Origin of the sequence: Pseudomonas sp. LS1212 (genome assembly GCF_024741815.1) — a bacterium.
Taxonomy (GTDB): domain Bacteria; phylum Pseudomonadota; class Gammaproteobacteria; order Pseudomonadales; family Pseudomonadaceae; genus Aquipseudomonas.
Map to the genome: position 1 here is coordinate 2,307,759 of NZ_CP102951.1, position 20,990 is coordinate 2,328,748.

At 59.9% G+C, this 20,990-nt stretch carries 21 protein-coding genes and 2 pseudogenes; 12 read left to right on the forward strand and 11 right to left on the reverse strand.

Annotation, left to right across the window (positions count from 1 at the left end; genetic code table 11):
* Nucleotides 1–241: 241 nt before the first annotated feature.
* From tnpB to NVV94_RS10835, 3 genes are read left to right on the forward strand one after another with little or no spacing between them, the layout of a single operon-like run.
* On the forward strand, nt 242–601 hold the full coding sequence (tnpB, locus tag NVV94_RS10825; RefSeq protein ID WP_258443363.1) for an IS66 family insertion sequence element accessory protein TnpB: 360 nt from the start codon (nt 242–244) through the stop codon (nt 599–601).
* Nucleotides 602–619: 18 nt separating this feature from the next.
* The gene (tnpC, locus tag NVV94_RS10830) at nt 620–2,164 is read left to right on the forward strand and encodes an IS66 family transposase (protein WP_258443364.1); all 1,545 of its coding nucleotides are present in this window, start codon (nt 620–622) and stop codon (nt 2,162–2,164) included.
* Between the two features lie 56 nt (nt 2,165–2,220).
* The gene (locus tag NVV94_RS10835) at nt 2,221–2,820 is read left to right on the forward strand and encodes a serine protease (RefSeq protein WP_258447666.1); all 600 of its coding nucleotides are present in this window, start codon (nt 2,221–2,223) and stop codon (nt 2,818–2,820) included.
* A 518-nt stretch (nt 2,821–3,338) separates the two neighbouring features.
* Here the strand turns inward: NVV94_RS10835 and istB are convergent.
* Together istB and istA are read right to left on the reverse strand one after the other, a co-directional pair.
* The gene (gene istB / locus NVV94_RS10840) at nt 3,339–4,094 is read right to left on the reverse strand and encodes an IS21-like element helper ATPase IstB (RefSeq protein ID WP_258443137.1); all 756 of its coding nucleotides are present in this window, start codon (nt 4,092–4,094) and stop codon (nt 3,339–3,341) included.
* A gap of 17 nt (nt 4,095–4,111) precedes the next feature.
* Nucleotides 4,112–5,626, reverse strand: coding sequence for an IS21 family transposase (gene istA, locus NVV94_RS10845; protein ID WP_258443136.1), 1,515 nt, complete (start codon nt 5,624–5,626; stop codon nt 4,112–4,114).
* Nucleotides 5,627–5,889: 263 nt separating this feature from the next.
* On the opposite strand from istA, the gene NVV94_RS10850 reads away from it, so the two are divergent.
* Entirely contained in the window at nt 5,890–6,195 is a 306-nt protein-coding gene (locus NVV94_RS10850) for a hypothetical protein (RefSeq protein ID WP_258447146.1), read from the forward strand.
* Nucleotides 6,196–6,274: 79 nt separating this feature from the next.
* On the opposite strand, the gene NVV94_RS10855 is transcribed toward NVV94_RS10850, so the two are convergent.
* Nucleotides 6,275–6,475 carry a hypothetical protein gene (locus tag NVV94_RS10855; RefSeq protein WP_258447147.1) on the reverse strand — a complete coding sequence of 67 codons (201 nt, stop codon included), beginning with the start codon at nt 6,473–6,475 and terminating at the stop codon, nt 6,275–6,277.
* A gap of 259 nt (nt 6,476–6,734) precedes the next feature.
* On the opposite strand from NVV94_RS10855, the gene NVV94_RS10860 reads away from it, so the two are divergent.
* Nucleotides 6,735–6,941 carry a DUF2158 domain-containing protein gene (locus tag NVV94_RS10860; protein ID WP_258447148.1) on the forward strand — a complete coding sequence of 69 codons (207 nt, stop codon included), beginning with the start codon at nt 6,735–6,737 and terminating at the stop codon, nt 6,939–6,941.
* 39 nt (nt 6,942–6,980) lie between these two features.
* On the opposite strand, the gene NVV94_RS10865 is transcribed toward NVV94_RS10860, so the two are convergent.
* The gene (locus NVV94_RS10865) at nt 6,981–7,280 is read right to left on the reverse strand and encodes a hypothetical protein (protein WP_258447149.1); all 300 of its coding nucleotides are present in this window, start codon (nt 7,278–7,280) and stop codon (nt 6,981–6,983) included.
* Between the two features lie 304 nt (nt 7,281–7,584).
* Between NVV94_RS10865 and NVV94_RS10870 the strand changes: the two genes are divergently transcribed.
* Entirely contained in the window at nt 7,585–7,809 is a 225-nt protein-coding gene (locus NVV94_RS10870; protein WP_258447150.1) for a hypothetical protein, read from the forward strand.
* 220 nt (nt 7,810–8,029) lie between these two features.
* Here the strand turns inward: NVV94_RS10870 and NVV94_RS10875 are convergent, their stop codons facing one another.
* The 4 genes from NVV94_RS10875 to NVV94_RS26865 all read right to left on the reverse strand — a co-directional run bounded on the left by NVV94_RS10875 (nt 8,030) and on the right by NVV94_RS26865 (nt 12,468).
* On the reverse strand, nt 8,030–9,217 hold the full coding sequence (locus NVV94_RS10875) for a sugar transporter (protein WP_258447151.1): 1,188 nt from the start codon (nt 9,215–9,217) through the stop codon (nt 8,030–8,032).
* A gap of 473 nt (nt 9,218–9,690) precedes the next feature.
* Entirely contained in the window at nt 9,691–10,287 is a 597-nt protein-coding gene (locus NVV94_RS10880) for a hypothetical protein (protein WP_408733464.1), read from the reverse strand.
* Between the two features lie 10 nt (nt 10,288–10,297).
* Nucleotides 10,298–12,286 carry an alkaline phosphatase D family protein gene (locus tag NVV94_RS10885; protein WP_408733465.1) on the reverse strand — a complete coding sequence of 663 codons (1,989 nt, stop codon included), beginning with the start codon at nt 12,284–12,286 and terminating at the stop codon, nt 10,298–10,300.
* 122 nt (nt 12,287–12,408) lie between these two features.
* Nucleotides 12,409–12,468 carry a hypothetical protein gene (locus NVV94_RS26865; protein ID WP_408733494.1) on the reverse strand — a complete coding sequence of 20 codons (60 nt, stop codon included), beginning with the start codon at nt 12,466–12,468 and terminating at the stop codon, nt 12,409–12,411.
* Between the two features lie 244 nt (nt 12,469–12,712).
* Here NVV94_RS26865 and NVV94_RS10890 point away from each other — a divergent pair, with 244 nt between their 5' ends.
* Nucleotides 12,713–12,919, forward strand: coding sequence for a hypothetical protein (locus tag NVV94_RS10890; protein WP_258447152.1), 207 nt, complete (start codon nt 12,713–12,715; stop codon nt 12,917–12,919).
* A gap of 83 nt (nt 12,920–13,002) precedes the next feature.
* On the opposite strand, the gene NVV94_RS10895 is transcribed toward NVV94_RS10890, so the two are convergent.
* Nucleotides 13,003–13,281: a YkgJ family cysteine cluster protein gene (locus NVV94_RS10895; RefSeq protein ID WP_258447153.1), complete on the reverse strand. Its 279-nt coding sequence runs from the start codon at nt 13,279–13,281 to the stop codon at nt 13,003–13,005.
* A 109-nt stretch (nt 13,282–13,390) separates the two neighbouring features.
* Nucleotides 13,391–13,819: pseudogene (locus NVV94_RS10900) on the reverse strand (cation:proton antiporter); the annotation flags it as partial.
* A 4-nt stretch (nt 13,820–13,823) separates the two neighbouring features.
* On the opposite strand from NVV94_RS10900, the pseudogene NVV94_RS10905 reads away from it, so the two are divergent.
* A pseudogene (locus tag NVV94_RS10905) lies at nt 13,824–13,904 on the forward strand (molybdenum cofactor biosynthesis protein); the annotation flags it as partial.
* A gap of 316 nt (nt 13,905–14,220) precedes the next feature.
* Nucleotides 14,221–14,631, forward strand: coding sequence for a hypothetical protein (locus NVV94_RS10910; RefSeq protein ID WP_258447154.1), 411 nt, complete (start codon nt 14,221–14,223; stop codon nt 14,629–14,631).
* 111 nt (nt 14,632–14,742) lie between these two features.
* On the opposite strand, the gene speB is transcribed toward NVV94_RS10910, so the two are convergent.
* Nucleotides 14,743–15,717, reverse strand: a complete 975-nt coding sequence (speB, locus tag NVV94_RS10915) for an agmatinase (RefSeq protein ID WP_258447155.1) — start codon at nt 15,715–15,717, stop codon at nt 14,743–14,745.
* A 193-nt stretch (nt 15,718–15,910) separates the two neighbouring features.
* On the opposite strand from speB, the gene NVV94_RS10920 reads away from it, so the two are divergent.
* The 3 genes from NVV94_RS10920 to gcvP all read left to right on the forward strand — a co-directional run bounded on the left by NVV94_RS10920 (nt 15,911) and on the right by gcvP (nt 20,982).
* The gene (locus NVV94_RS10920; RefSeq protein WP_258447156.1) at nt 15,911–17,449 is read left to right on the forward strand and encodes a sigma-54-dependent transcriptional regulator; all 1,539 of its coding nucleotides are present in this window, start codon (nt 15,911–15,913) and stop codon (nt 17,447–17,449) included.
* 269 nt (nt 17,450–17,718) lie between these two features.
* Nucleotides 17,719–18,096, forward strand: coding sequence for a glycine cleavage system protein GcvH (gcvH, locus tag NVV94_RS10925; RefSeq protein ID WP_258447157.1), 378 nt, complete (start codon nt 17,719–17,721; stop codon nt 18,094–18,096).
* A gap of 15 nt (nt 18,097–18,111) precedes the next feature.
* Entirely contained in the window at nt 18,112–20,982 is a 2,871-nt protein-coding gene (gene gcvP, locus NVV94_RS10930) for an aminomethyl-transferring glycine dehydrogenase (protein WP_258447158.1), read from the forward strand.
* Nucleotides 20,983–20,990 lie beyond the last annotated feature (8 nt).

The following is a 20,990-nucleotide window of genomic DNA, read 5'->3' on the forward strand; positions in this document are numbered from 1 at the left end:
TGCCCAATCAGACCAGGCGGCGAGGAGAACTACTGCCCGACAAAAGACAAAAAATTGACAACAAAAAACAGTCACATTCTCCCTGCTAAGTCGGTGATACATCATGATCAAGATCATGGCCTACGTTTTAATAGGAGTTGTAACTGCAGGATGCAACGTAACCGCTCCATGAACTACACATTCAAAGCGTTCCCCTGACGCCGGATGCTGTGCTCCCGTTTTTCTCTGGAGCCCGCCCGCCATGATGCGACCCGACGCCAAAGTCGAAAAAGTCTATCTCTACCCCAAACCCGTGGACTTTCGAAAATCCATTGATGGCCTCGCCGCGCTGGTCGAGCTGGATATAAAAGTGGCGGTGTTCGATCCGGTGCTGTTTGTCTTCCTCAACAAATCCCGGAACCGCGTGAAGATCTTGTACTGGGAGCGCAACGGCTTCTGCCTTTGGCTCAAGCGGCTGGAGTCCGAGCGCTTTAAAGCATCACCCGATGTCAGCGATGAGGCGATTGTGCTGACGGTTCAGGAACTCAACTGGTTACTCGACGGTTTTGATCTTTGGCGTAACCGTCCTCATCAGGTTTTGACCCCGCGCTACGTCGCTTGACCCGGTATAATCCGGGCCATGATTTCCCTACCCGACGACCTTCCTGATGATCCTGTTTTGCTCAAGCAACTGCTGCTTGAGGCACTCAGCCGCCAGGAAGAAGTGGCCCAGGCTTATCAGACTCACATCGTCGACCTGAAGGAACAGATCAAGTTGCTGCGCGACCGCTTGTTCGGGCGCAAATCCGAACAGACCGTTGAGCCCAACACGCCGCAACTGGCGCTGTTCAACGAGCCGGAAAGCGAGCCGATGCCGCTCGTTGATGACCCTGACGAAGAAGCCGTTTCGCCGACGCCGCGCCGTGGCAAACGCAAGCCGTTGTCGGCTGATCTGCCGCGTATCGAAGTTATTCATGAACTGCCCGAACACGAACTGACCTGTGCCTGCGGTTGCCGCAAGCATGTGATCAGCGAAGACACCAGCGAACAGCTGGATATCGTGCCGATGCAGATCCGGGTCATCAAACATATCCGCAAGGTCTACGGTTGCCGTGGTTGCGAAACCGCACCGGTCACCGCCGACAAACCCGCTCAGTTGATCGAGAAGAGCATGGCCAGCCCGAGCGTGCTGGCCATGCTGCTGACCACCAAGTATGTCGACGGCTTGCCGCTGCATCGGTTTGAAACGGTGCTTAGCCGGCATGGCATTGATATCCCGCGCCAGACCCTGGCGCGCTGGGTGATCCAGTGCAGCGAACACTTCCAGCCGTTGCTGAACTTGATGCGCGACCGATTACTGGAAAGTCCGGTGATCCACTGCGATGAAACCCGCGTCCAGGTGTTGAAAGAGCCGGATCGAGATCCGACCAGCCAATCCTGGATGTGGGTACAAGCCAGCGGCCCGCCCGATCGAAAAGTGGTGTTGTTTGATTACACCTCCAGCCGTGCGCAGGACGTGCCGTTGCGTCTGCTGGAAAGTTATCGCGGCTATGTCATGACCGATGATTACGCCGGCTATAACGCCTTGGCGTTGCAACCGGGCGTCGAACGGTTGGCGTGCATGGCGCATGCGCGACGCAAGTTTGTGGACGCGCAAAAAGTGCAGCCCAAGGGCAAGACGGGACGTGCGGATATCGCACTGGCAATGATCAACAAACTGTACGGCATTGAGCGTGAACTTAAGGACGTCAGTGACGAACAGCGGTTTATCAGTCGCCAGGAAAAGAGCCTGCCGATCCTCGCCCAACTGAAAAGCTGGCTGGATAAAACCCATCCGCAGGTCACCGCACAAAGTGCGCTGGGCAAGGCCGTGCATTATCTGGCAAACAACTGGAGCCGACTGGAGCGCTATGTCGAGGCCGGTTATTTACCCATCGACAACAATGCGGCCGAAAGAGCAATCAAGCCGTTTGTCATCGGCCGCAAGGCTTGGCTGTTCAGCGATACGCCCAAGGGGGCCACGGCCAGTGCGCAGATCTATAGCCTGGTCGAAACCGCCAAGATCAACGGCCAGGAACCCTATACGTGGCTACGCCACGTACTGGAGCGGTTGCCGCATGCTTCGTCGGTCGAAGACTATGAAGCCTTGCTGCCGTGGAGTTGCTCGCCAGAGATGCCACGGTAAACCGTCGCCCCGTCTTGCGGTAGGTGGGGTTCATGGATCGCATACGATGCAACGGCATAGTAAAACCCGATTTTTCGGGAACTACTAACGATTCATACTTTATGGTCTTTTCAGGCTTTCCTTTGCCATATCTATACGTGGCCTCAGCCGTGCAATGGAACGAAGACTACGCTGTCACCACCCGCCACACCTCATTCCTCCCCAACGTGAAATATAGCTGCAGCACAGGCTGCGACCTTGTCTTCATCCAGCACAAGGCCAACGGCCGCTATCCGTCATGGCGCGCACCGCGTGTGGGCGAGAACATAACGGCCGTAGGGACGAGCCCGTACCTGACGACCGTCACTGGAAAGGGCAAGGTGTATCAAGCGCCTTTCGAAAATACCGATGAAGACAGCGGCGAACTCTATGCCATCCATGATGCCCCGATGATCAAGGGGATGTCGGGTGGGCCAGTCATCGCCAGTGATGGCAGTATTGTCGGTATCAATATGGGGTTCCTCTCCACCACACTGAACGATGTGAGCTTTTACCCCGGCGTAAAGGGCGCTGAGAGGATTACCGTCTTTATCCCTTACTCGATCATTGAGCGTGAGTGGGGGCTGTTGCAGGCAAGGCTTAACGATCCGCACGGTACGAAACATGCGGCGAAGTAGCTTGTGTCTGTAATCAATCAAGGGCTTGCGTGAGGTTTCTCATGCAGGCCCTTGTTGTTCTTTCGCAAAAAGAAGGCCAGCCATCAGCTCGACTGTGCATTAGCCATTCATACAGCGTCCAGATCTTTGAGAGCGGGTAGGTAGGCTGTCCGACCTTTTAAATTGAGGTGAATGATTGACGACCAATCTTGAAGACTTCCAGTACAGATCTCACCAGTTACTGATTGAGCTTGACGCCGCGACTTGCGAGGTGATGAAGCTGGTGGCCGCCAAAGAGATAAGGGGCGAGAGGTGGGAGGCCGCGACCAAGAGGCGCCATGAGGCGTACGAGCGTTGGAATGCCCATGTCAACGGGCGCGATTAGATCCGATGCGCTGGCCTTTGGGATAGCTGCGGATTCCACGCCATCCGGCCACTCATTCCACGCTTATCCGGCCGGGCATTCCACGCACATCCGGCCACCTGTTCCACGGCCATCCGGCCGGGCAGTCGGAGCGCAGCGACGCAGGTTTGCATTGTTAGTCTGAAGTCCCTGTTGCAGTCAATTTCATCGAGCGCCTGCGCATCGATTCACCCTTGAGTTCGATGCGGTAAGCGTTATGCACCAGCCGGTCGAGGATGGCGTCGGCCAAGGTCGGATCGCCGATCAGTTCATGCCATTTGTCTACCGGCATCTGGCTGGTCACCAGTGTCGAGCGGTGCCCGTAGCGGTCGTCCAGCAGCTCCAACATGTCGCGCCGTTGCGCAGCGGTAAACGCCGCCACTCCCCAGTCGTCCAGAATGATCAGATCGGTCTTGGCATAACCGGCCATCAGTTTGGCGAAGCGACCGTCGCCGTGGGCCAGACCCAGTTCTTCCATCAAGCGCGGCAGGCGCAGATAGCGCACGCTGTAGCCGTCCCGGCAGGCCTTGTGGGCCAGTGCGCAGGCCAGCCAGGTTTTGCCCACGCCGGTGGGGCCGCCGATGATCAGGTTCAGGCCGTCGCGCAGCCATTGGCCGCTGCCCAGTTGCAGGATCAGGGACTTGTCCAGCCCACGCGGGCTGCGGTAATCGATGTCTTCCAGGCAGGCGTTGTGGCGCAGTCGGGCGGCTTTGAGGCGAGTGCTCAGGCGCGCATCTTCACGTTCGGTCAGCTCGCGATCGACCATCAGCCCCAGGCGCTCATCGAAGCTGAGGCTGTTGATGTCGGGCGTTGCGTGTTGCTCGCTCAGCGCCTTGAGCATGCCGTGCAGGCGCAGGGTTTGTAGCTTGTCCAGGGTGGGATTGGGGAGCATGGGCGTATTCCTTCAGGTCAGTGGTAGTAGCCGGGGCCGCGCAGGTTGATGTGTTCATCGGGCAACAGCGGCAGGTTCTGCTGGGCCAGCGGTAGCCGCTCCAGCCCTTGGCGCAGGATCGATTCGAGGCTCTTGTAACTGCATGCGCCCAGCGCCAGGGCGCGCTGGCAAGCGGCTTCCAGCCGTTCTTCACCGTGCTGTTTGCCCAGGCGCAGGATGCCCAGGCAAGCACGGAAGCCGTGCTGCGGATGGATTCGGCGCTCGAGGATGTGGGCGATGACACCCGCGGTGTTTGGCCCGGTCTGCTCTGCCCAGCGGATCAGCCGTTGCGGCGTCCACTCGGCATGTTCGCGGTGGCTCTTGGGCATGTGCTCGGTTTGGGTGGTGTGGCGACCTTTGTGCGGCGATCGCACATGGCTGGCCACGCGCTGGTTGGCGTGGAAGCACTCGACGGTCTGTGCGGTCAGGCGCACTTCGAGTTGGTGCTTCACCAGTTGGTACGGTACCGAGTAGTAATGGCCGTCGACTTCGACGTGGTAGTCGATGTGCGCCCGCACCTTTTTCCATTCGGCGTAGACATAGGGCTGTTCCGGCAGGGGTTGCAGCGCGGGTTGGTCGAGCGCCTCGAAGGCCGAGCGGCGCGAGCCGGGCAGCTTATTGAAGGGTCGTTGATTCAGTCGCTCCAGCAGCACGCCGATTGCGGTGTTGAGTTCGCCCAGCGAGAAGAACTGGCGGTTGCGCAAGGCCGCGAGGATCCAGCGTTCGACCACCTGCACGCCGACTTCGACCTTGGCCTTGTCCTTGGGCTTGCGGGCGCGAGCGGGCAACACGGCGACCCCGTAATGCTCGGCCAGATCGCGATAGCTGGGGTTGATGTCCGGTTCGTAGCGATGCGCTTTGGTGACGCCGCTGCGCAAATTATCCGGCACCAGGATCTCGGGCGCTCCACCGAGAAACGCGAGGCAGCGGGCGTGCGAGCCCAGCCAATCGGGCAGTTGCTGCGACCAGGTGGCCTCGGCAAAGGTGTAGCTGGAGGCGCCGAGGACAGCGACGAAGACCTGGGCCTGGCGGATTTCGCCGGTGTGCCGGTCAATGACCGGCACGGTCTGGCCGGCATAGTCGACGAACAGCTTTTCGCCGGCGCGATGTTCCTGGCGCATGGCCACGTCGACCTTGGCGGCCCAGAGCCGGTAGTGCTCGCAGAACCAACTGTATTGGAAGCCTTGCGGGTGGCTGAGCCGGTACTCTTGCCAAAGCAGAGCCAGGGTGACGCCGGGGCGGCGCAGTTCGGCGTGAGCCCATGCCCAGTCAGGCATCGGACGCTGCTCACTGGGGATGGTCGGCGCAGGCGGAAACAACTGACGTTCCAATTCGGCGTCGGTCAGCGCAGAGGGCCAAGTCAGCCCGCAGGCAGCAAAGCGATTGAGGTAGTCACCGATGGTGGCTCGCCCCACTTGCAAGCTGACCGCGATCTGGCGAGCAGATAGACGCACCTCAAACTTGAGGCGCAGAACTTCTCGAATCTTACGCATGGATAAACGCTCCACGACGACCTCTCTGCTTCGAAAAAAGAGGTCGATGGTAGTGAATTAATCCTGCGTGGCTGCCTGCCTGAAGGGTGGCCGGATGGCTGTGGAATCAGTGGCCGGATGCGCGTGGAATGGGTGGCCGGATCATCGTGGAATAGGTGGCCGGATGGCCGCGGAATCCGCAGGATAGCGGTGGATGTCATAGCTGACACACGCCCTACGCTGTAATATCGCCTGTCATTTATAGATTGTCACCGTCACAACGATTGGCTGAAGATTTCCTCAACGAAATCGACAAGCAGGACTGGGTGAGCGAAATCATTGCAATGATTCATGACCACCACAAAATCAGTCGTTCTGGTACCGATCCGCAGGGGCTTGTGGAAACTTTTCGAAAAGCCGATTGGATCGACCTATCCCATGGCGTGATTGCCTTCGGGCTCTCGCGAAAGCATCGCTGTGAGGTGTTTCCCGCTTTCCCTGATGCAGGGTTCCACCGTCGTCTGGTTCAACTTTCGCTCAAGCGGCTGCTGACTCACCCCCTTAGCCCATTTCCCATGTTGCGGCTCTGATGTATGGCTGGTTCGCGCGTGAGCAACGGTTTCTTCACGCTACGGCTTGTCCATGTTTCGCCCGAAGGCACCGTCAGCCTCAATGCACTGCCTTCACTCGCCCATCCACATCTACAGTGATGCGGTTGAGTGACCTCTGGAGGTCGTCGAGCGCTTTATGGATGCCCAGGGCTTGCTCGAGGTGGCCGTTTGCTTGTAGCTGGGCCCCGAATTCGCGAAGAGAGGTGATGCTTTCTCTGATGCTGATCGCTGCCGCATGGGTCTTGCTGATGCCTTTCATTTTTTCGCCCCGACTGCCTGGCATCCATGCCGTCTGTGGGCCTCGGCGGCCCGGTAGGAGGGCAACCCTAGCATCAAAGTGTTATCTGAAAAACCTGGTCATTTGTTCAGGATATAGGGGGCCGATTCTGATCGGGTGTTCTGGACCTCGGGCTGAATCTGCCGGCGATGCGCGATGGAGTAAGCAACCAACGACATCCCATTGAAATGAGATTGGGAGAGACTCATGATGAACGCTCAATCTTCCATGGAGTCAGGCGATGTCGAATTTCGAGAAGGGTGATCTCGTGGTCTTGAACAGCGGCGGTCCTGTCATGACCGTAAGGGATGTGGATAACGACACAAGCGACGGTTACAGCGTCCAGGTGACTTGCGATTGGTTTGATAGGGCCGATCAGCATCACACAGCGACATTTAATGCCGAGATGATTGAAAAGGGAGACCGCCGGCATACAGGCCCCCTTTGAGGAAAGCAGGGACGACCAGGCAACCCGGATCGAACGATTTTAATGTTTGCAGCGAGCCTCCACTACCTTGCAGGTAGTCGGGGTTCCACCTGATCGTCCGGCATAGCGCCTGCAATTTTCGATCGAATTGGTACGTACTATCTGTAGATTGGGGCCCCATGCCAGGCTTCCCTCGCCGGCAGTGGGCATTGCTTTTGCGTAACAGTTAGAGCCCACAGTCGCAATCGGGGAGCGCATCTCGGTATGTTGCCTCGCACATCCTGCAACAACCGAAAGACAGATAGCCAAAATGGATGGGAGTGCCAAGGACTTTATTTTTTTTGAGTGCTTTGTGGACATGCCATTTCCCCTGTCGATGAGGTCTCTGGCTGGCTTTTACACCTGCCCGGGCAGCAGGCGCTGCACCTTCTTCAGTAGTGCCAAAATTATAGTCGTGGGGGAGTGCCATCCATTGATCATGGCACCTGCCGCCTGTCCCTTTTGGCAATGCAGTTCGAGCCAGCAATGCGCTAGTCGATGTCCGAATTGCGCAAGGAGTACACTTGTACTCCTTGGCGAAAATCGAGACTTTTCGCCAGGTTGGCGGGGGGCGTCGAAGCGGAGGGTTGAACTACGCTTAATGCAACACAGAGAGGCATGCGTCATGAGCGAAGATCGAGTGGTGGCGATTGAAATAGCGCTGAAAACGGTGATGGCTATGGCCAGAAATCAAGGGCTTGACGTTGATGAACTGTGCAGACAGTCAATTGGCGCAATCATCGGTGACACCACCATGCAGTGGGTGAAGGCGGCCCATGCCCAGGATGCCATCGCCGAGATTGAAATGGCCCAGGCTGCCGTAGCGCGCCTGACTTTGCCTTCAGCGTAATCGGTGAGGGTAGAAAAAAGGCCGGTACGAGGTGTGCGGGGGAGCACATCGAAACCGGCCATACTCTCGAAACCGAGAAGTTTTCAGCACTTCTGAGCACTGATGAGGCAAACATAGCAATGGCCAATCTGGTTCGCTAGTTCATTAGTGTTAACCAGGACTAAGGTCTAATGAGAAAGCCAGTCCATGTGGTTGGGTTTCGTTGCACTTTGATCAAGTACTAAGGACCGGGGTGCAGCGGCTTGCTGAAGCGATAAGTCGTCACACAGCACCACAGCAGCCCAACCACTGCCAGAGCACCGCCAACAGTACCGACATTCGCCAGGCCCAATTGGCTGCTGACCACGCTGCCGAGCAGGGCGCCGCCGCCGATGCCAATGTTGTAGATGCCCGAGTGCAGAGACATCGCCACGTCGGTAGCATCCGGGGCGAGCGCCAGGACCTTGGCCTGCAGCACCAGACCGAAGCACATGATGGCCATGCCCCACACCACGCTCGTCGCTGAGAGCCAGACTGCCTGCCCGGCCAACGGCAACAGCAGCATCAGGCACAGGGCCAGTGCACTGATGGCCGCGATCAGCAAGCCGCGCGGAAAGCGATCGTTGCAAAGGCTGAAGACCACCGAGCCGATCAGGCCCGCGCCGCCGAACAGCAATAGCAATACGGTGGTCATCTCGCTATTGAGGTGGCCCACTACCTGAGAAAAAGGTTCGATGTAGCTGTAGGCAGTGAATTGCGCGGTAATCACCACGGCGGTCAAGATATAGAGCGAGACCAGCGCCGGGCGCTTGAACAGTACCGGCAGGCTTTTGAGCGAACCTGAATTCTGGCTCGGCAGCAATGGCAGCGCTCTGCTCAACCACAGCACGGTGATTGTCGAAACCACCGCGATGGCCAAGAAGGTCGTGCGCCAGCCCAGCGCTTCGCCCAGCACCCGGCCGAGCGGAATTCCCAGGACCATGGCCAGTGTGGTGCCGGTTGCCAGCAGGCTCAAGGCCTGTACCTGCTTGCCCGGCGGCGCCACGCGCACGGCCAGGGAGGCGGTGATCGACCAGAACACGGCATGGGTGATGGCGATGCCGACCCGGCTCACCAGCAACATGCCGAAGCTGGTAGCCACTGCGCTGAGGATATGGCTGGCAATGAACAGGGCGAAGATGATGATCAGCAGTTTGCGCCGCTCGACATTGCGTGTCAGCAGCATCATCGGCAGGGACAGTAGCGAGACCACCCAGGCATAGATCGTCAACATCAGCCCGACCTGAGCGGTCGACAGGTCGAAACTGCTGCCAATGGCGCTCAACAGGCCAACGGGCACGAACTCGGTCGTATTGAAGATAAAGGCTGCCAGGGCCAGGGCGATCACGCTCAGCCAGCTACCGGAGCGAGCATTCGGGGATGTATTCATTTAGTGATGGGCAACGCTCGGGGAGCATTCCGGCGACAAGGGCCGTCAGCCAGGCGTGTTGTAACCACGCCTGGCACCTGTACGGAAGACTCGGGACACAAGCCCACACTCAAAAACGCTGACGCACGAACGCCCCGTCCAGGGCTTGAAGCCTGGGCGCAGCATGCAGTGGGCAGATTATTGTGAGTATGGGAGGGACGGCCAGAAGCTGCGAATTCTACGTTGCACGGGCCTGTACAACAACACTTCTCCCTTCACGGTTGCGCCATGGGAGCTTGGTTCAGGACTGAAGATCAAGAAAAACCCGGCCTTGGGCCGGGCTCTTCGTAGATGGGGCCAAATCCCTTTGGCTGATCCGATTGTGCTCGATAGATGTGACGAAGACATGACGGGCCTCGAAGGATAAAGCGCTTCAGGTTCTTGAATGTAATCATCGATTCCACCGAAAAATTAATTTCGACGCGTGCTCGGTGTCAATGATTCGCAGCAGAAGCCGAGCTGATGATCTGTTTGACCAACGCATCATGCCCGGCCTGGTCATCGACTCGGGAGACCGCCTGGACCACCGCCATGCGCTTGCCGGAGCCGGCCAGGAAGGTGGAGTTCAATGTTTTACCGCCGCCCATGCTGGACAAGCTGTCGATCTGGCGCACACCAATCCCCTTGATGGTCAGCCGGGTTTCACTTTGTTGCTTGAAATCGGGCAGGGCTGCGCTTTGCCGATCAACGAAGCCGGTAACGGCGCCGTCCAGGAAAGCGTCGTCATTGTCGCCCGCCCTGGTGTCGTCGGAGAGTGGATGTTCGGCGACGATGACCACGCGCTTTTCGGTTTGGTTGACATACAGGGTGCCCACGGCGCCCGCAGTGCCGTTGTTGTCCTCCCCGGGCGGCATCGCGCTGGCCACATAACCTTTGGGCAGGTTGAAGGTGAATTTGCCTTCCAGGAGCGAAACCTTCACTGCCGCCGGTGTGTTCGTGGTGGCTTTGCTGGCCGCATGAGCATTCATGCCGCCCAGAATGCTGGCCACGGCCAGGCCCCATGCCAGGGCTTGTTTATTGAAAAAAGACATTCAGTGGCTCCTACATCGCAGTGCTTGGCTGGGTTGCAACGGCGTCCTCGCGGTCGTCGACGAACTCCGTGGGCGGCGAACCGTCGGCATTGAGCTGGAAGGCGCGTGTGGGCTGGCCCAGTTCATTGAAGAACACCTGGCCGATGCCTGCGCTGTTCCAGAGGCGCTCGCCGGCCTTGCTGTGCAGGGGAATGCGCGGGATTACCTCCATGCGTCGGCGCTTGGTCAGCCAGTTGAGCGGCGAAGCGGGTGCATAGAGCCAGCGGTTGAGTCGGTCGAGCCAATCGAGCAGGCGCCGGGGGAATTCGTTCTTCACGCCACTGCTGGTGATTTGCCAGATTTTCGGGCCGTGTTGGCGATGGCGAATCAACACCTCGTAGACGAACGAGTAATGCACGTCGCCGGACAGAATCACATAGTTCCCGGGCGTGCGCGAATGGCCGAAGATGTTGAGCATGACCTGGGCTGCACCGCGATGGGCCATCCAGTTTTCCGCATCGACCATCAACGGGTAACCCAACCGGCTGAACACCGACTGCACGGCCTCGATCAGCTTGACCCCGAAAACCGGCGGCGGCGAAACGATGATCGCCGAGGGGTGATCGAGCAGTGCCTGCTGGAATTCACTGAGCGCTTCCCAGTCCAGCAGGCCCGAAGGCTGCTTGAGGTTGCGCTCGCTGCGCCAGCGTCGGGTGCGGGTATCGAGCACCACCAGGGCGGGTGTGGTCGGCAGCACATACTGCCAGTCGTGGAAACGTCGCAGCTCATCGATCAGGCTGTCCTGGACTGCGTTGTCCAGGTGATTGTCATCGCCATTGCACGGGGCGCACATTGCCAGTGTCCTGGCCAGCGGCCCGGCGAACGCATCGGGGTTGTTGCCCCAGCCCTGGCAGAGCATATAGGCGATCACTGCATTACCGATGATGCGGCGGGAGAAGGGGTGACCATAAGCGGTTTCTTCCCATTGCGCCGAGAGGTTCCAGTCGTCAGTGACGTCGTGGTCATCGAAGATCATGAAAGTCGGCATGTGCGCCAATGCCCGGGCGACGTCGCCCAGGCCGAGCTTGAAGGCATCGATACGGGTTTGCTCGAGACGATAGCGCTTACGCTGGCCAGGGGGGAGGGCTGGCATGCGCGGGTCGATCAGCGTCCAGGGTGTCGGCGACCAGACCAGCAGGTACATCGCCATGACCTCGGCCAGGGTGACCAGGTGGTTATCGGCGTTGCTGCTGGTGAAAATGGGCTTCTCCACGCCGCCAAAAAAGCGCTCGCGCAGGGTTTCATTCGCCTTGAGCGCCGGCAGCAGGTCGGCGCGGTGGTAGTAACTGGCAGGATGGCTATAGAGCGCCGCACTGTCATCGACCACGGCGCCCTGGAGGTGTTCGTCGAACAGGCCCAGGCGCTCGATCAACGCGTGAATTGCGCGCAGCATGGGGCCAGCGACATCGTCGGCGTACACCTGATCGCCACTCATCATCAGCAGGGCCGGACGCTGTTCTGGCGCATGGGGGGCTGCCAGCAGACGGTCCACGCAGAGCAGCCCTTCAGGGGACGGGTGATGAGGCTTGCGGCATGAACCGTGCAGTAGCTGGTCGATACGCGAACGCAGGACGAAATTGGGCTGCCGCGCAGCGTCGTACAACAGATGAGGTGCCCACTGGGAAATACCTTGCGGGGCATCGCCCTGGGCATCGATCAGCAGGTCGTAGTCAATCTGCACATCGGTGGGCAACGGTGCTTCCAGCGCCAGGTCGATCAGGTGTACGAAGGCATGGCGGCCGATGGGGACGATCTGGCAGCGTGGGCCTTCGAGCGGATAGTCGATGGTCGTTTTTTTCTCGATCCCCTCGGCGACTTGCAGGCGCAATGTAAGGGACAAGGCCTGCGAGCCGACCAGCCAAAGGAGCAGGCGTGTTGGTTCCAGGCGGCGTAGTAGTGGGCCGGCGAGAACTGCAGGCAGCCTGTCGAGCTCGACAGGCGTTGGGGAGGGCATGGACATCAGGGGCGACAGGCTCTGCTGTAACAAATGGCAAAGAATACCGCAGCTGGAACCTGTCGGTCAGTTTGTAACGTTTTGGAACAATTCAGGCGGTTCAGGCCTTCCGTGAACTGTATGTGATTTCAATGCAGCAAGGATCGACGTCTTGAGTAAGCGAAATACACCACCAGGCCAATAGCCAACCAGGCACCGAATGCCAGCCAGGTCGCAGGCTAATAATCATAAGAAAAACAAAAGGTTGCGTTTTGAAAGGGCTGATTTGGTCGTGAAATTTGCATGAGTTGGGAGGCGGGGCATGCAGCTTGCCTGCCTGCATCCGAAGTCTATTCTTAATAGACCGTCCATCCACCGCAGGGCACGCCTGCAGAGTGATCAGTTCAAATGAGTACGGCCCGGAACCACTGGACTTCCACATGAGGTTGCGTCATGGCTAATGAACAACGTCCCGCTGATGACCCTACGCCACCCGATCCTGCCAATCCCACCTCAGGACGCAATGCTCCGGTAACCGATACGGACGATGGCATGAGCAAGCCTCGGCCCGGGCAAGATGTGCCCGGGCAAGGCGAGCATCCCAATCCCGGTAAGCGCAAGGATGAGACCCTGCCCAACGAGCTGCTGCCAGGGGATTGAAAGCAAGCAGCCCGGCCATCGGCCGGGCTTTGCTTGAAAAGCGATGTTGTGTCCGGGTGCCTGGGGGGCGACCGGTGGTTAACTCACGCTGCGCGTTCTTCAATGCAATCGGGACCGCCCATTTCGAACTCACGGCAGATCAAGGGGCGGTTCTCATAAATGCTGCACCCCATGGTGCTGCGGTCGAGGGCTGCGCACCAACCATCGTCGCTACGGGCCATGGTCTCCGAGCCCCAGTCATCGGTCTGGATAAAACGCAGGGGCACGCCGGTGTCGGTGATCAGCATCACTTCCAGGCGACAGCACTTGGCTGCGCAAGTGTTGCAGCTGACGGCGGCTTCGATGGTTTGGAGCGCGATCAAGTCTTTACCCAGGCAGAGGAGTCGAGCGACGAGGGTAACGGCTCGCGGGTAATTAACAAAGCAATAGGTACGAATGTGCCATGAAACTGGACCGCTGGCAGGTTTCAGGTCAGCGGCTGCGCCGTTCGTAATACGCCAGCATGGGTTGGGTACTCAGGCCATGGATCAAAATGCTCAGTGCCGCGACCGACAACGTCATGTTCGTGCACAGGGATGTCACGGGTTGCCCGAGGTCATGATTCAAGGCGTAGAACAGGTAGTAGAGGCTACCGATACCGCGAATACCGAACCAGCCGATCAGCAGGCGTTGCCTGAAGTCCAGCAGCGATCCCCAGGGCATGGCCAGCACGCAGAGCGGGCGGACCACGCAAAACAAGGCCAAGCCGCAGGCCAGCGCCCGCCAGTCCCAGTGCGTGACCAGCACCACCCCCAGCAGAGTGACGAGGAACACTTCCATGACGCGCTCCACCAGGCTGCCAAAGGCGAGCATGTCGCCCATCATGATGCCCGCAGCGACCTGAGTATCCTCGAGGTTCTTTGCCGAGCAACTGGACGCACGTCACAGACCATGCAATTTCGTACCGCACCTCAAACAGGTAAAAGCCTGCGGGCCAAGGGGATGAGCCAGTCGCCGCTGATGCCCAAATTCAGAAAACAGTGCATGACAAGGTTTCCGACTTTTCTGGTCGATGCTTGAGAAATGTCCTGCTTATCCTCGACACCCTTTCGGTAATTCTCTGGCTCGGCACATTGCTCGATTCCCGTTAACGCGTGAGTCGGTGCAATCCATCGTCAGCAGAAGAGTTCGCTCCTCGCTTAGGCGCACCTCAATAAAAGGGAAATTCAAAGAATATCCAAACGGTGGCCTTACAGCGAAAATCGTCATGGATAAAGTGTTGGCGGTGCCTGTGGCGGAATGGGCGAAAGGAATTCAGGAACATGTGTGCAAACGATAAAAAGCCGCGAGGCATTGGAAGATGGATTACAGTGTTGCTGGTTGCACTTATCGCTTTCTGGTATTACGCACCACCTCGGGTATACATCTTTTACTCGGAGGATGGAACCAAAGACATTAGTTATATCTTGAATACGCAGCATCAAAGCGTGAAGGGTGACTTGTTTCCCGGCAAGACAACTGGTGATGTCGGACACATTTTTCCAGATGATAAATTCTTTATGGAGTTTTATTGGTGGAGAGACGGAGAGCGTAGACACTGCATCAACATAACCCCGAATTGGCCCAACACAGACATCTACCTCAATGCCAACGGCGACATTGATCACAGCGAAGGCAGTGGCACGGATTCGGATCGACTAAAGCAGTGCATCACCGATACCGCGAGCCCTTGAAAGACACGGCGGCCGCTACAACATTGCGGCGTGCATACATCTGCCGCTGCCACAGGCTGTCGCAGTGGTGCGCCAGCCTGGGTGTGAAGAGACAACGGGGTTTAGCCTTCCTCAGCTACGCGCCTGCGCACGCGCATGGAAGACAAAGCCGATGCTGTTCATCAGCAACTGCGCCGCAAGGATCGAGGTCATGCCGGTCGGATCGTACGCCGGGGCGACTTCCACCAGGTCCATGCCGACGATGCGGCCCTGGCTGCGGTTGGCCAGCGCCTGGATGATCTCCAGCACTTCGTAGTACTGGAAGCCGCCATGGCTGGGCGTGCCGGTACCGGGGGCGATGGACGGGTCGAAGCCGTCGATGTCGATGGTGATGTAGTACGACTCGCATTCCGGGATCAGGTCCAGCACACCCTGGCAGCCCAGTTGACGTACATCACGCACCGAGAGGATCTTCGAGCCGGCATCGCGGGCGGCGTTGTAGTCGTCGCGGTTGGACGAGGACACGTTGCGGATACCCATCTGGGTCATGCCGACGATGTGATTCATCTCCGAGGCGCGGCGCAGCGGGTTGCCATGGCCGTAACGAACGCCATGACGCTCGTCGACGAAGTCCAGGTGGGCGTCGAAGTGGATGATGTGGATCGGGCCGCGGCCTTCATAGGCCTTGATCACCGGTGCGTGCACCGAATGGTCACCGCCCAGCACCACCGGCATGGCGCCGGCGTCGAGCAGCTTGCGCACGGCGTATTCGATGTTGTCGTTGCTGCTACTCATATCGGTGTGAACGATGTCAGCGTCACCCACGTCGACGATGCGCACATCCTCGGCCTGCAGGTACATCACGTCGTCTTCGAAATCGTAGGCGCCGCTGTGGCCGAACGAGAACAGGGTCGATGCCTCGCGGATGCCGCGCGGCCCGAAGCGTGCGCCGGAGCGCCATTGGGTACCCATGTCGTTGGGTGCGCCAAGCACGGCGACGTCGGCGTCGATGTTGTCCCAGTCGAGGCAAACGGGTGACTTGGCAAAGGTGCAATGGCCGACGAAGGGCAGGTTCAAGCGGCCTTTTTCATAGCTGTTGCTGGACATTTCAGGCGTCTCCGAATTGTTCTTGTTGAGTAACCGGTCGAGTTGCAGTCATCTCGTCCATGACGGCACTATCGGCTTTACCTGCGCCCGGAAAAATGATGATGATTCGATGCGTAAATCGATATTTCCGATGTAACCGCCCGCGTCCCGGCGCAGTTGTCTTGAACTCACTGTTATTGCCCCAGGGGGCGCCATGCGTATCCATGTCACGTTTAACGACCGCGTCGGCATCACCCAGGAAGTCCTGGCGTTGCTCGGTGCGCGCAACCTCAACCTGGACGCGGTGGAAATGATCCCGCCGAACGTCTACATCGACGCGCCCGATCTGAGCCAGACGGTGCTGGACGAACTGAACTACGCGCTGTTGCGGGTCGAGGGGGTCAAGGCCGTGGAGCTGGTCGACATGCTTCCCGGCCAGCGCCGGCGCCTGCAGCTCGATGCCCTGCTGGCCGCCATGAGTGATCCGGTATTGGCGGTGGACCCCAGCGGCTACGTGCTGCTGGCCAATCCAACCCTGGTCAGCCTGTATGGGCGCGAGCCTGCCGGCGAGCCATTGTCGAACCTGTTTGCCGAGCCGGACCTGGCGCGGACGTTGGTCGACAAAGGCTTTCGCCTGCCCATGTGCGAGGTGAGCTTCAAGGGCCAGGACCTGCTGCTCGACGCCACGCCCATCAGCGGTGGCACCGACACCTCGAGGTTCCTCGCTGGCGGCTTGTTGACGCTGTATCCGCCAAGCCGCATCGGCGAACGGTTGGCCTCGTTGCATCACGACCATGTCGAAGGCCTCGATGCGCTGCTGGGCAAATCGCCGGTACTCAAGCAGCTCAAGACGCGGCTGCTCAAGGTCGCGGGCCTGGATGCGCATCTGCTGATCCAGGGCGAAACCGGCACCGGCAAGGAACTGGTGGCCCGCGCCTGCCATGCCATGAGCGACCGCCGCGATGCGCCGTTCCTTGCGCTGAACTGCGCCGCATTGCCGGAAAGCCTGGCCGAAAGCGAACTGTTCGGCTATTCGGCCGGCGCCTTTACCGGCGCCCAGCGCGGCGGCAAACCGGGGCTGCTGGAGCTGTCCGACCAGGGCACGGTGTTCCTCGACGAAGTGGGCGAAATGTCACCGTACCTGCAAGCCAAGCTGCTGCGCTTTCTCAGCGACGGCTGCTTTCGCCGGGTCGGTGGCGACCGCGAAGTGCATGTCAACGTGCGGGTGCTTTGCGCTACCCACCGCAACCTGGAACAGATGGTCGCCCAGGGCGATTTTCGCGAGGACCTCTACTACCGTCTGAACGTGCTCAATCTGATGGTGCCGGCCTTGCGCGAGCGCGGGCAGGACATCCTGTTGCTGGCCGAGCACTTTCTGCGCCAGGCCTGCACGCAGATCCAGCGTTCGCCTTGCCGGCTGGCCCCGGCCACTTACCCCTTGCTGTTGGGCAATGGCTGGGCGGGCAATGTGCGCCAGTTGCAGAACGTGATTTTCCGCGCCGCCGCCATTTGCGAAGGGGAGGTGATCGACTGCGACGACCTGGAGCTGGCCGGAACGGCCTTGAATAGCCAGCAGGTTGATTCGCTGGAAGTCACAAGCCTTGAAGCAGCGGTACAGGGTTTTGAAAAAACGCTGCTGGAAAAATTCTACGCGGCCTATCCATCGACCCGGCAATTGGCGGTGCGCCTGCAGACTTCGCACACCGCCATCGGCCAGCGTTTGCGCAAATACGGCATTGCCAGCCGCTCTTAGTGATGACCCGGTTCGATAGCGCTCCACTGGAGTGATTTCGCTCCAGTGCGGCGCAAGCCGCGCCGTGCGCTGGATTGGCCCGCATATAGCCGTTGAAAGCCTTGGCATCGCCGGAGTGATTTCGTTCCAATAGTTCGCGCTAAAATTACAATAAATATTGTAAGTATATGATTATATTGGTTATTTAGTTGTTGGCATCGCCCTTGCTCTTGTTCAATCAGCCGAGCCGTTTACCCGCTCGGACATAACTGAAAACAAGAGGAAGACCCATGAGCACTCTGCGTTTTACCCCCGAACACGAATGGCTGCGTCTGGAAGCCTCCGGTGAGTTGACCGTCGGCATCACCACCTTTGCCCAGGAAGCCCTGGGTGATGTGGTCTTCGTGCAATTGCCGGAACTGGGCCAGTACGGCGAAGGGAATGAAGTCGCGGTGCTGGAATCGGTCAAGGCCGCCAGCAACATCAGCATGCCGCTGACCGGCGAAGTGGTGGCGGTCAACCAGGCCCTGGCGGACGACCCCGAGCTGGTCAATGCATCGCCAATGGACGCAGGCTGGTTTTTCCGCATCCGCGTGGCGGGTCTCGAAGTCCTCGACAGCCTGATGGACCAGGACGGTTACGACCGTTTCCTGGCCGACAACGCCTGAGCCGAGGCCGCCGACATGAGCAAAGTACAGATCCCGCTGGGCACGGACAACGAGTTCATCGCCCGCCACATCGGCCCGCGCGAAGGCGATATCGACGCCATGCTGGCGCTGACCGGCCACGACTCGCTCGACGCGCTGATCGACAGCGTCATCCCCGACAGCATCAAGGGCACCAGCGTGCTCGAGCTGACCAAGGGGCAGGGCGAGACAGAGGCCCTGGCCGCGATCAAGGCCATCGCCGCGAAGAACCAGCTGTTTCGCAACCACATCGGCCAAGGCTATTACCCTTGCCATACACCGACGCCGATCCTGCGCAACCTGCTGGAAAACCCGGCCTGGTACACGGCCTACACGCCGTACCAGCCGGAGATTTCTCAAGGCCGCCTGGAAGCGCTGCTGAACTTCCAGACCCTGATCAGCGACCTGACCGGCATGGAGATCGCCAACGCCTCCTTGCTCGATGAAGCCACCGCCGCTGCCGAGGCCATGACCTTCTGCAAACGCCTGGCGAAGAACAAGGCTCCGGCGTTTTTTGCCTCCCGCCATTGTCACCCGCAGACCCTCGACGTATTGCGCACGCGCGCCGCACCGCTGGGGATAAAAGTGGTGATCGGTGAAGCCTCGGAGCTGGAGCCCGACGGCCTCGACGGCTACTTCGGCCTGCTGCTGCAGTACCCGGCCAGTACCGGTGAAATCCAGGACCACCGTGCCTTGGTGCAGCGCGCCCATGAAGCCGGTGCATTGGTTGCCGTGGCCGCCGATCTGCTGGCCCTGACCCTGCTGGCAGCGCCTGGCGAGTTCGGTGCCGACGTGGTTCTGGGCAGCGCCCAGCGCTTCGGCGTGCCGCTGGGCTTCGGCGGCCCGCATGCGGCGTTCTTTGCCACCCGCGATGCCTTCAAGCGCGACATGCCGGGCCGCCTGGTCGGTGTGTCCATCGACCGTCACGGCAAGCCGGCCCTGCGTCTGGCCATGCAGACCCGCGAACAACATATCCGCCGCGAAAAGGCCACCAGCAACATCTGCACCGCCCAGGTGCTACTGGCCAACATCGCCAGCATGTATGCGGTCTACCACGGTCCGCAGGGCCTGCAGCAGATCGCCCGGCGCGTGCATCGCCTGACGTCGATCCTGGTGCAGGGGCTGCAGCAGCTCGGTCATGAGGTCGAGCAGCAGCACTTCTTCGATACGGTCAGCGTCATCACTGCATGGCCCGTGGCGGATGTACTGGCCGCTGCCAACGCGGCGCGCATCAACTTGCGCGTGATCGATGACGTGCGCGTGGGGCTGTCGCTGGATGAAACCTGCGAGCAGGCCAGCGTCGAGGCACTGTGGGCGGTGTTCGCCGCCGAGGGCCAGCGCTTGCCGGACTTCGCTGCGCTGGCCGCCGGCACCGGTGACTGCCTGCCATTGCAGCTGCTGCGCGAATCGCCGTTCCTTCAGCACGAAGTGTTCAACCGCTATCACTCCGAAACCGAGCTGATGCGCTACCTGCGTCGCCTGGCCGACAAGGACCTGGCCCTGGACCGGACCATGATCGCCCTGGGTTCGTGCACCATGAAGCTCAACGCTGCCAGCGAGATGATCCCGATCACCTGGCCCGAGTTCGGCGCCTTGCACCCCTTTGCCCCGGCCGGGCAGACATTGGGTTACCGCCAATTGACCGACGAACTGGAAGCCATGCTCTGCGCGGCCACCGGCTATGACGCCATGTCCCTGCAGCCGAACGCCGGCTCCCAAGGCGAGTACGCCGGTTTGCTGGCGATCCGTGCCTACCATGCCAGCCGTGGTGAGGCGGGGCGCGATGTCTGCCTGATCCCGTCGTCGGCCCACGGCACCAACCCGGCCACTGCACAGATGGCTGGCATGCGCGTGGTCGTGGTCGCTTGCGATGCCCGTGGCAACGTCGATGTGGCAGACCTGCAAAACAAGGCCGAGCTTCACAAGGAGCACCTGGCGGCGCTGATGATCACCTATCCCTCGACCCATGGCGTGTTCGAGGACGGTATTGGCCGGATCTGCGAGATCGTCCACGACCACGGCGGCCAGGTATACCTGGACGGCGCCAACATGAATGCCATGGTCGGCCTCTGTGCGCCAGGCAAGTTCGGTGGCGACGTCTCGCACCTGAACCTGCACAAGACCTTCTGCATCCCCCACGGCGGTGGCGGCCCGGGCGTCGGCCCGATTGGCGTCAAGGCGCACCTGGCGCCGTTCCTGCCTGGTCACGGGCACATGGAACGCAAGGAAGGCGCGGTTTGCGCAGCGCCGTATGGCAGCGCCAGCATCCTGCCGATCACCTGGATGTACATCCGCATGATGGGCGGCGAAGGCCTCAAGCGCGCTTCGCAACTGGCGATACTCAGCGCCAACTACATCGCCCGGCGCCTGGAGGAGCATTACCCGGTGCTCTACACCGGCGAGAACGGTCTGGTCGCGCACGAGTGCATCCTTGATCTGCGTCCCCTCAAGGAAGCCAGCGGCATAAGCGTCGAGGACGTGGCCAAGCGCCTGATCGATTTCGGCTTCCATGCGCCGACCATGTCCTTCCCGGTCGCCGGCACGCTGATGGTGGAACCCACCGAGAGCGAGTCGAAGGAGGAACTGGACCGCTTCTGCGACGCGATGATCAGCATTCGCGAAGAGATCCGCGCCGTGGAACGCGGCGAGCTGGACCCACACGACAACCCGCTCAAGAACGCGCCGCACACCGCAGCCGAACTGGTCGGCGAGTGGACCCACTGCTACAGCCGCGAGTTGGCAGTGTACCCGCTGGCATCGTTGCGCGAGGGCAAGTACTGGCCGCCGGTGGGGCGCGTGGACAACGTCTATGGCGACCGCAACCTGGCCTGCGCCTGTCCACCCATGTCGATCTATCAGGACGCCTGAGGCACCGG

Bases quoted from the DNA above. Each gene is read 5' to 3' on its own strand.
- gcvP (WP_258447158.1), top strand. From the start codon at position 18,112: ATGAGCAAAGTACAGATCCCGCTGGGCACGGACAACGAGTTCATCGCC.
- NVV94_RS10855 (WP_258447147.1), bottom strand. From the start codon at position 6,475: ATGAAAGGCATCAGCAAGACCCATGCGGCAGCGATCAGCATCAGAGAA.
- NVV94_RS10870 (WP_258447150.1), top strand. From the start codon at position 7,585: ATGAGCGAAGATCGAGTGGTGGCGATTGAAATAGCGCTGAAAACGGTG.
- NVV94_RS10920 (WP_258447156.1), top strand. From the start codon at position 15,911: ATGCGTATCCATGTCACGTTTAACGACCGCGTCGGCATCACCCAGGAA.
- tnpC (WP_258443364.1), top strand. From the start codon at position 620: ATGATTTCCCTACCCGACGACCTTCCTGATGATCCTGTTTTGCTCAAG.
- NVV94_RS10880 (WP_408733464.1), bottom strand. From the start codon at position 10,287: ATGTCTTTTTTCAATAAACAAGCCCTGGCATGGGGCCTGGCCGTGGCC.
- NVV94_RS10885 (WP_408733465.1), bottom strand. From the start codon at position 12,286: ATGTCCATGCCCTCCCCAACGCCTGTCGAGCTCGACAGGCTGCCTGCA.
- NVV94_RS10860 (WP_258447148.1), top strand. From the start codon at position 6,735: ATGTCGAATTTCGAGAAGGGTGATCTCGTGGTCTTGAACAGCGGCGGT.
- istA (WP_258443136.1), bottom strand. From the start codon at position 5,626: ATGCGTAAGATTCGAGAAGTTCTGCGCCTCAAGTTTGAGGTGCGTCTA.
- tnpB (WP_258443363.1), top strand. From the start codon at position 242: ATGATGCGACCCGACGCCAAAGTCGAAAAAGTCTATCTCTACCCCAAA.
- NVV94_RS10890 (WP_258447152.1), top strand. From the start codon at position 12,713: ATGGCTAATGAACAACGTCCCGCTGATGACCCTACGCCACCCGATCCT.
- istB (WP_258443137.1), bottom strand. From the start codon at position 4,094: ATGCTCCCCAATCCCACCCTGGACAAGCTACAAACCCTGCGCCTGCAC.
- NVV94_RS10875 (WP_258447151.1), bottom strand. From the start codon at position 9,217: ATGAATACATCCCCGAATGCTCGCTCCGGTAGCTGGCTGAGCGTGATC.
- speB (WP_258447155.1), bottom strand. From the start codon at position 15,717: ATGTCCAGCAACAGCTATGAAAAAGGCCGCTTGAACCTGCCCTTCGTC.
- NVV94_RS10865 (WP_258447149.1), bottom strand. From the start codon at position 7,280: ATGTCCACAAAGCACTCAAAAAAAATAAAGTCCTTGGCACTCCCATCC.
- NVV94_RS10910 (WP_258447154.1), top strand. From the start codon at position 14,221: ATGTGTGCAAACGATAAAAAGCCGCGAGGCATTGGAAGATGGATTACA.
- gcvH (WP_258447157.1), top strand. From the start codon at position 17,719: ATGAGCACTCTGCGTTTTACCCCCGAACACGAATGGCTGCGTCTGGAA.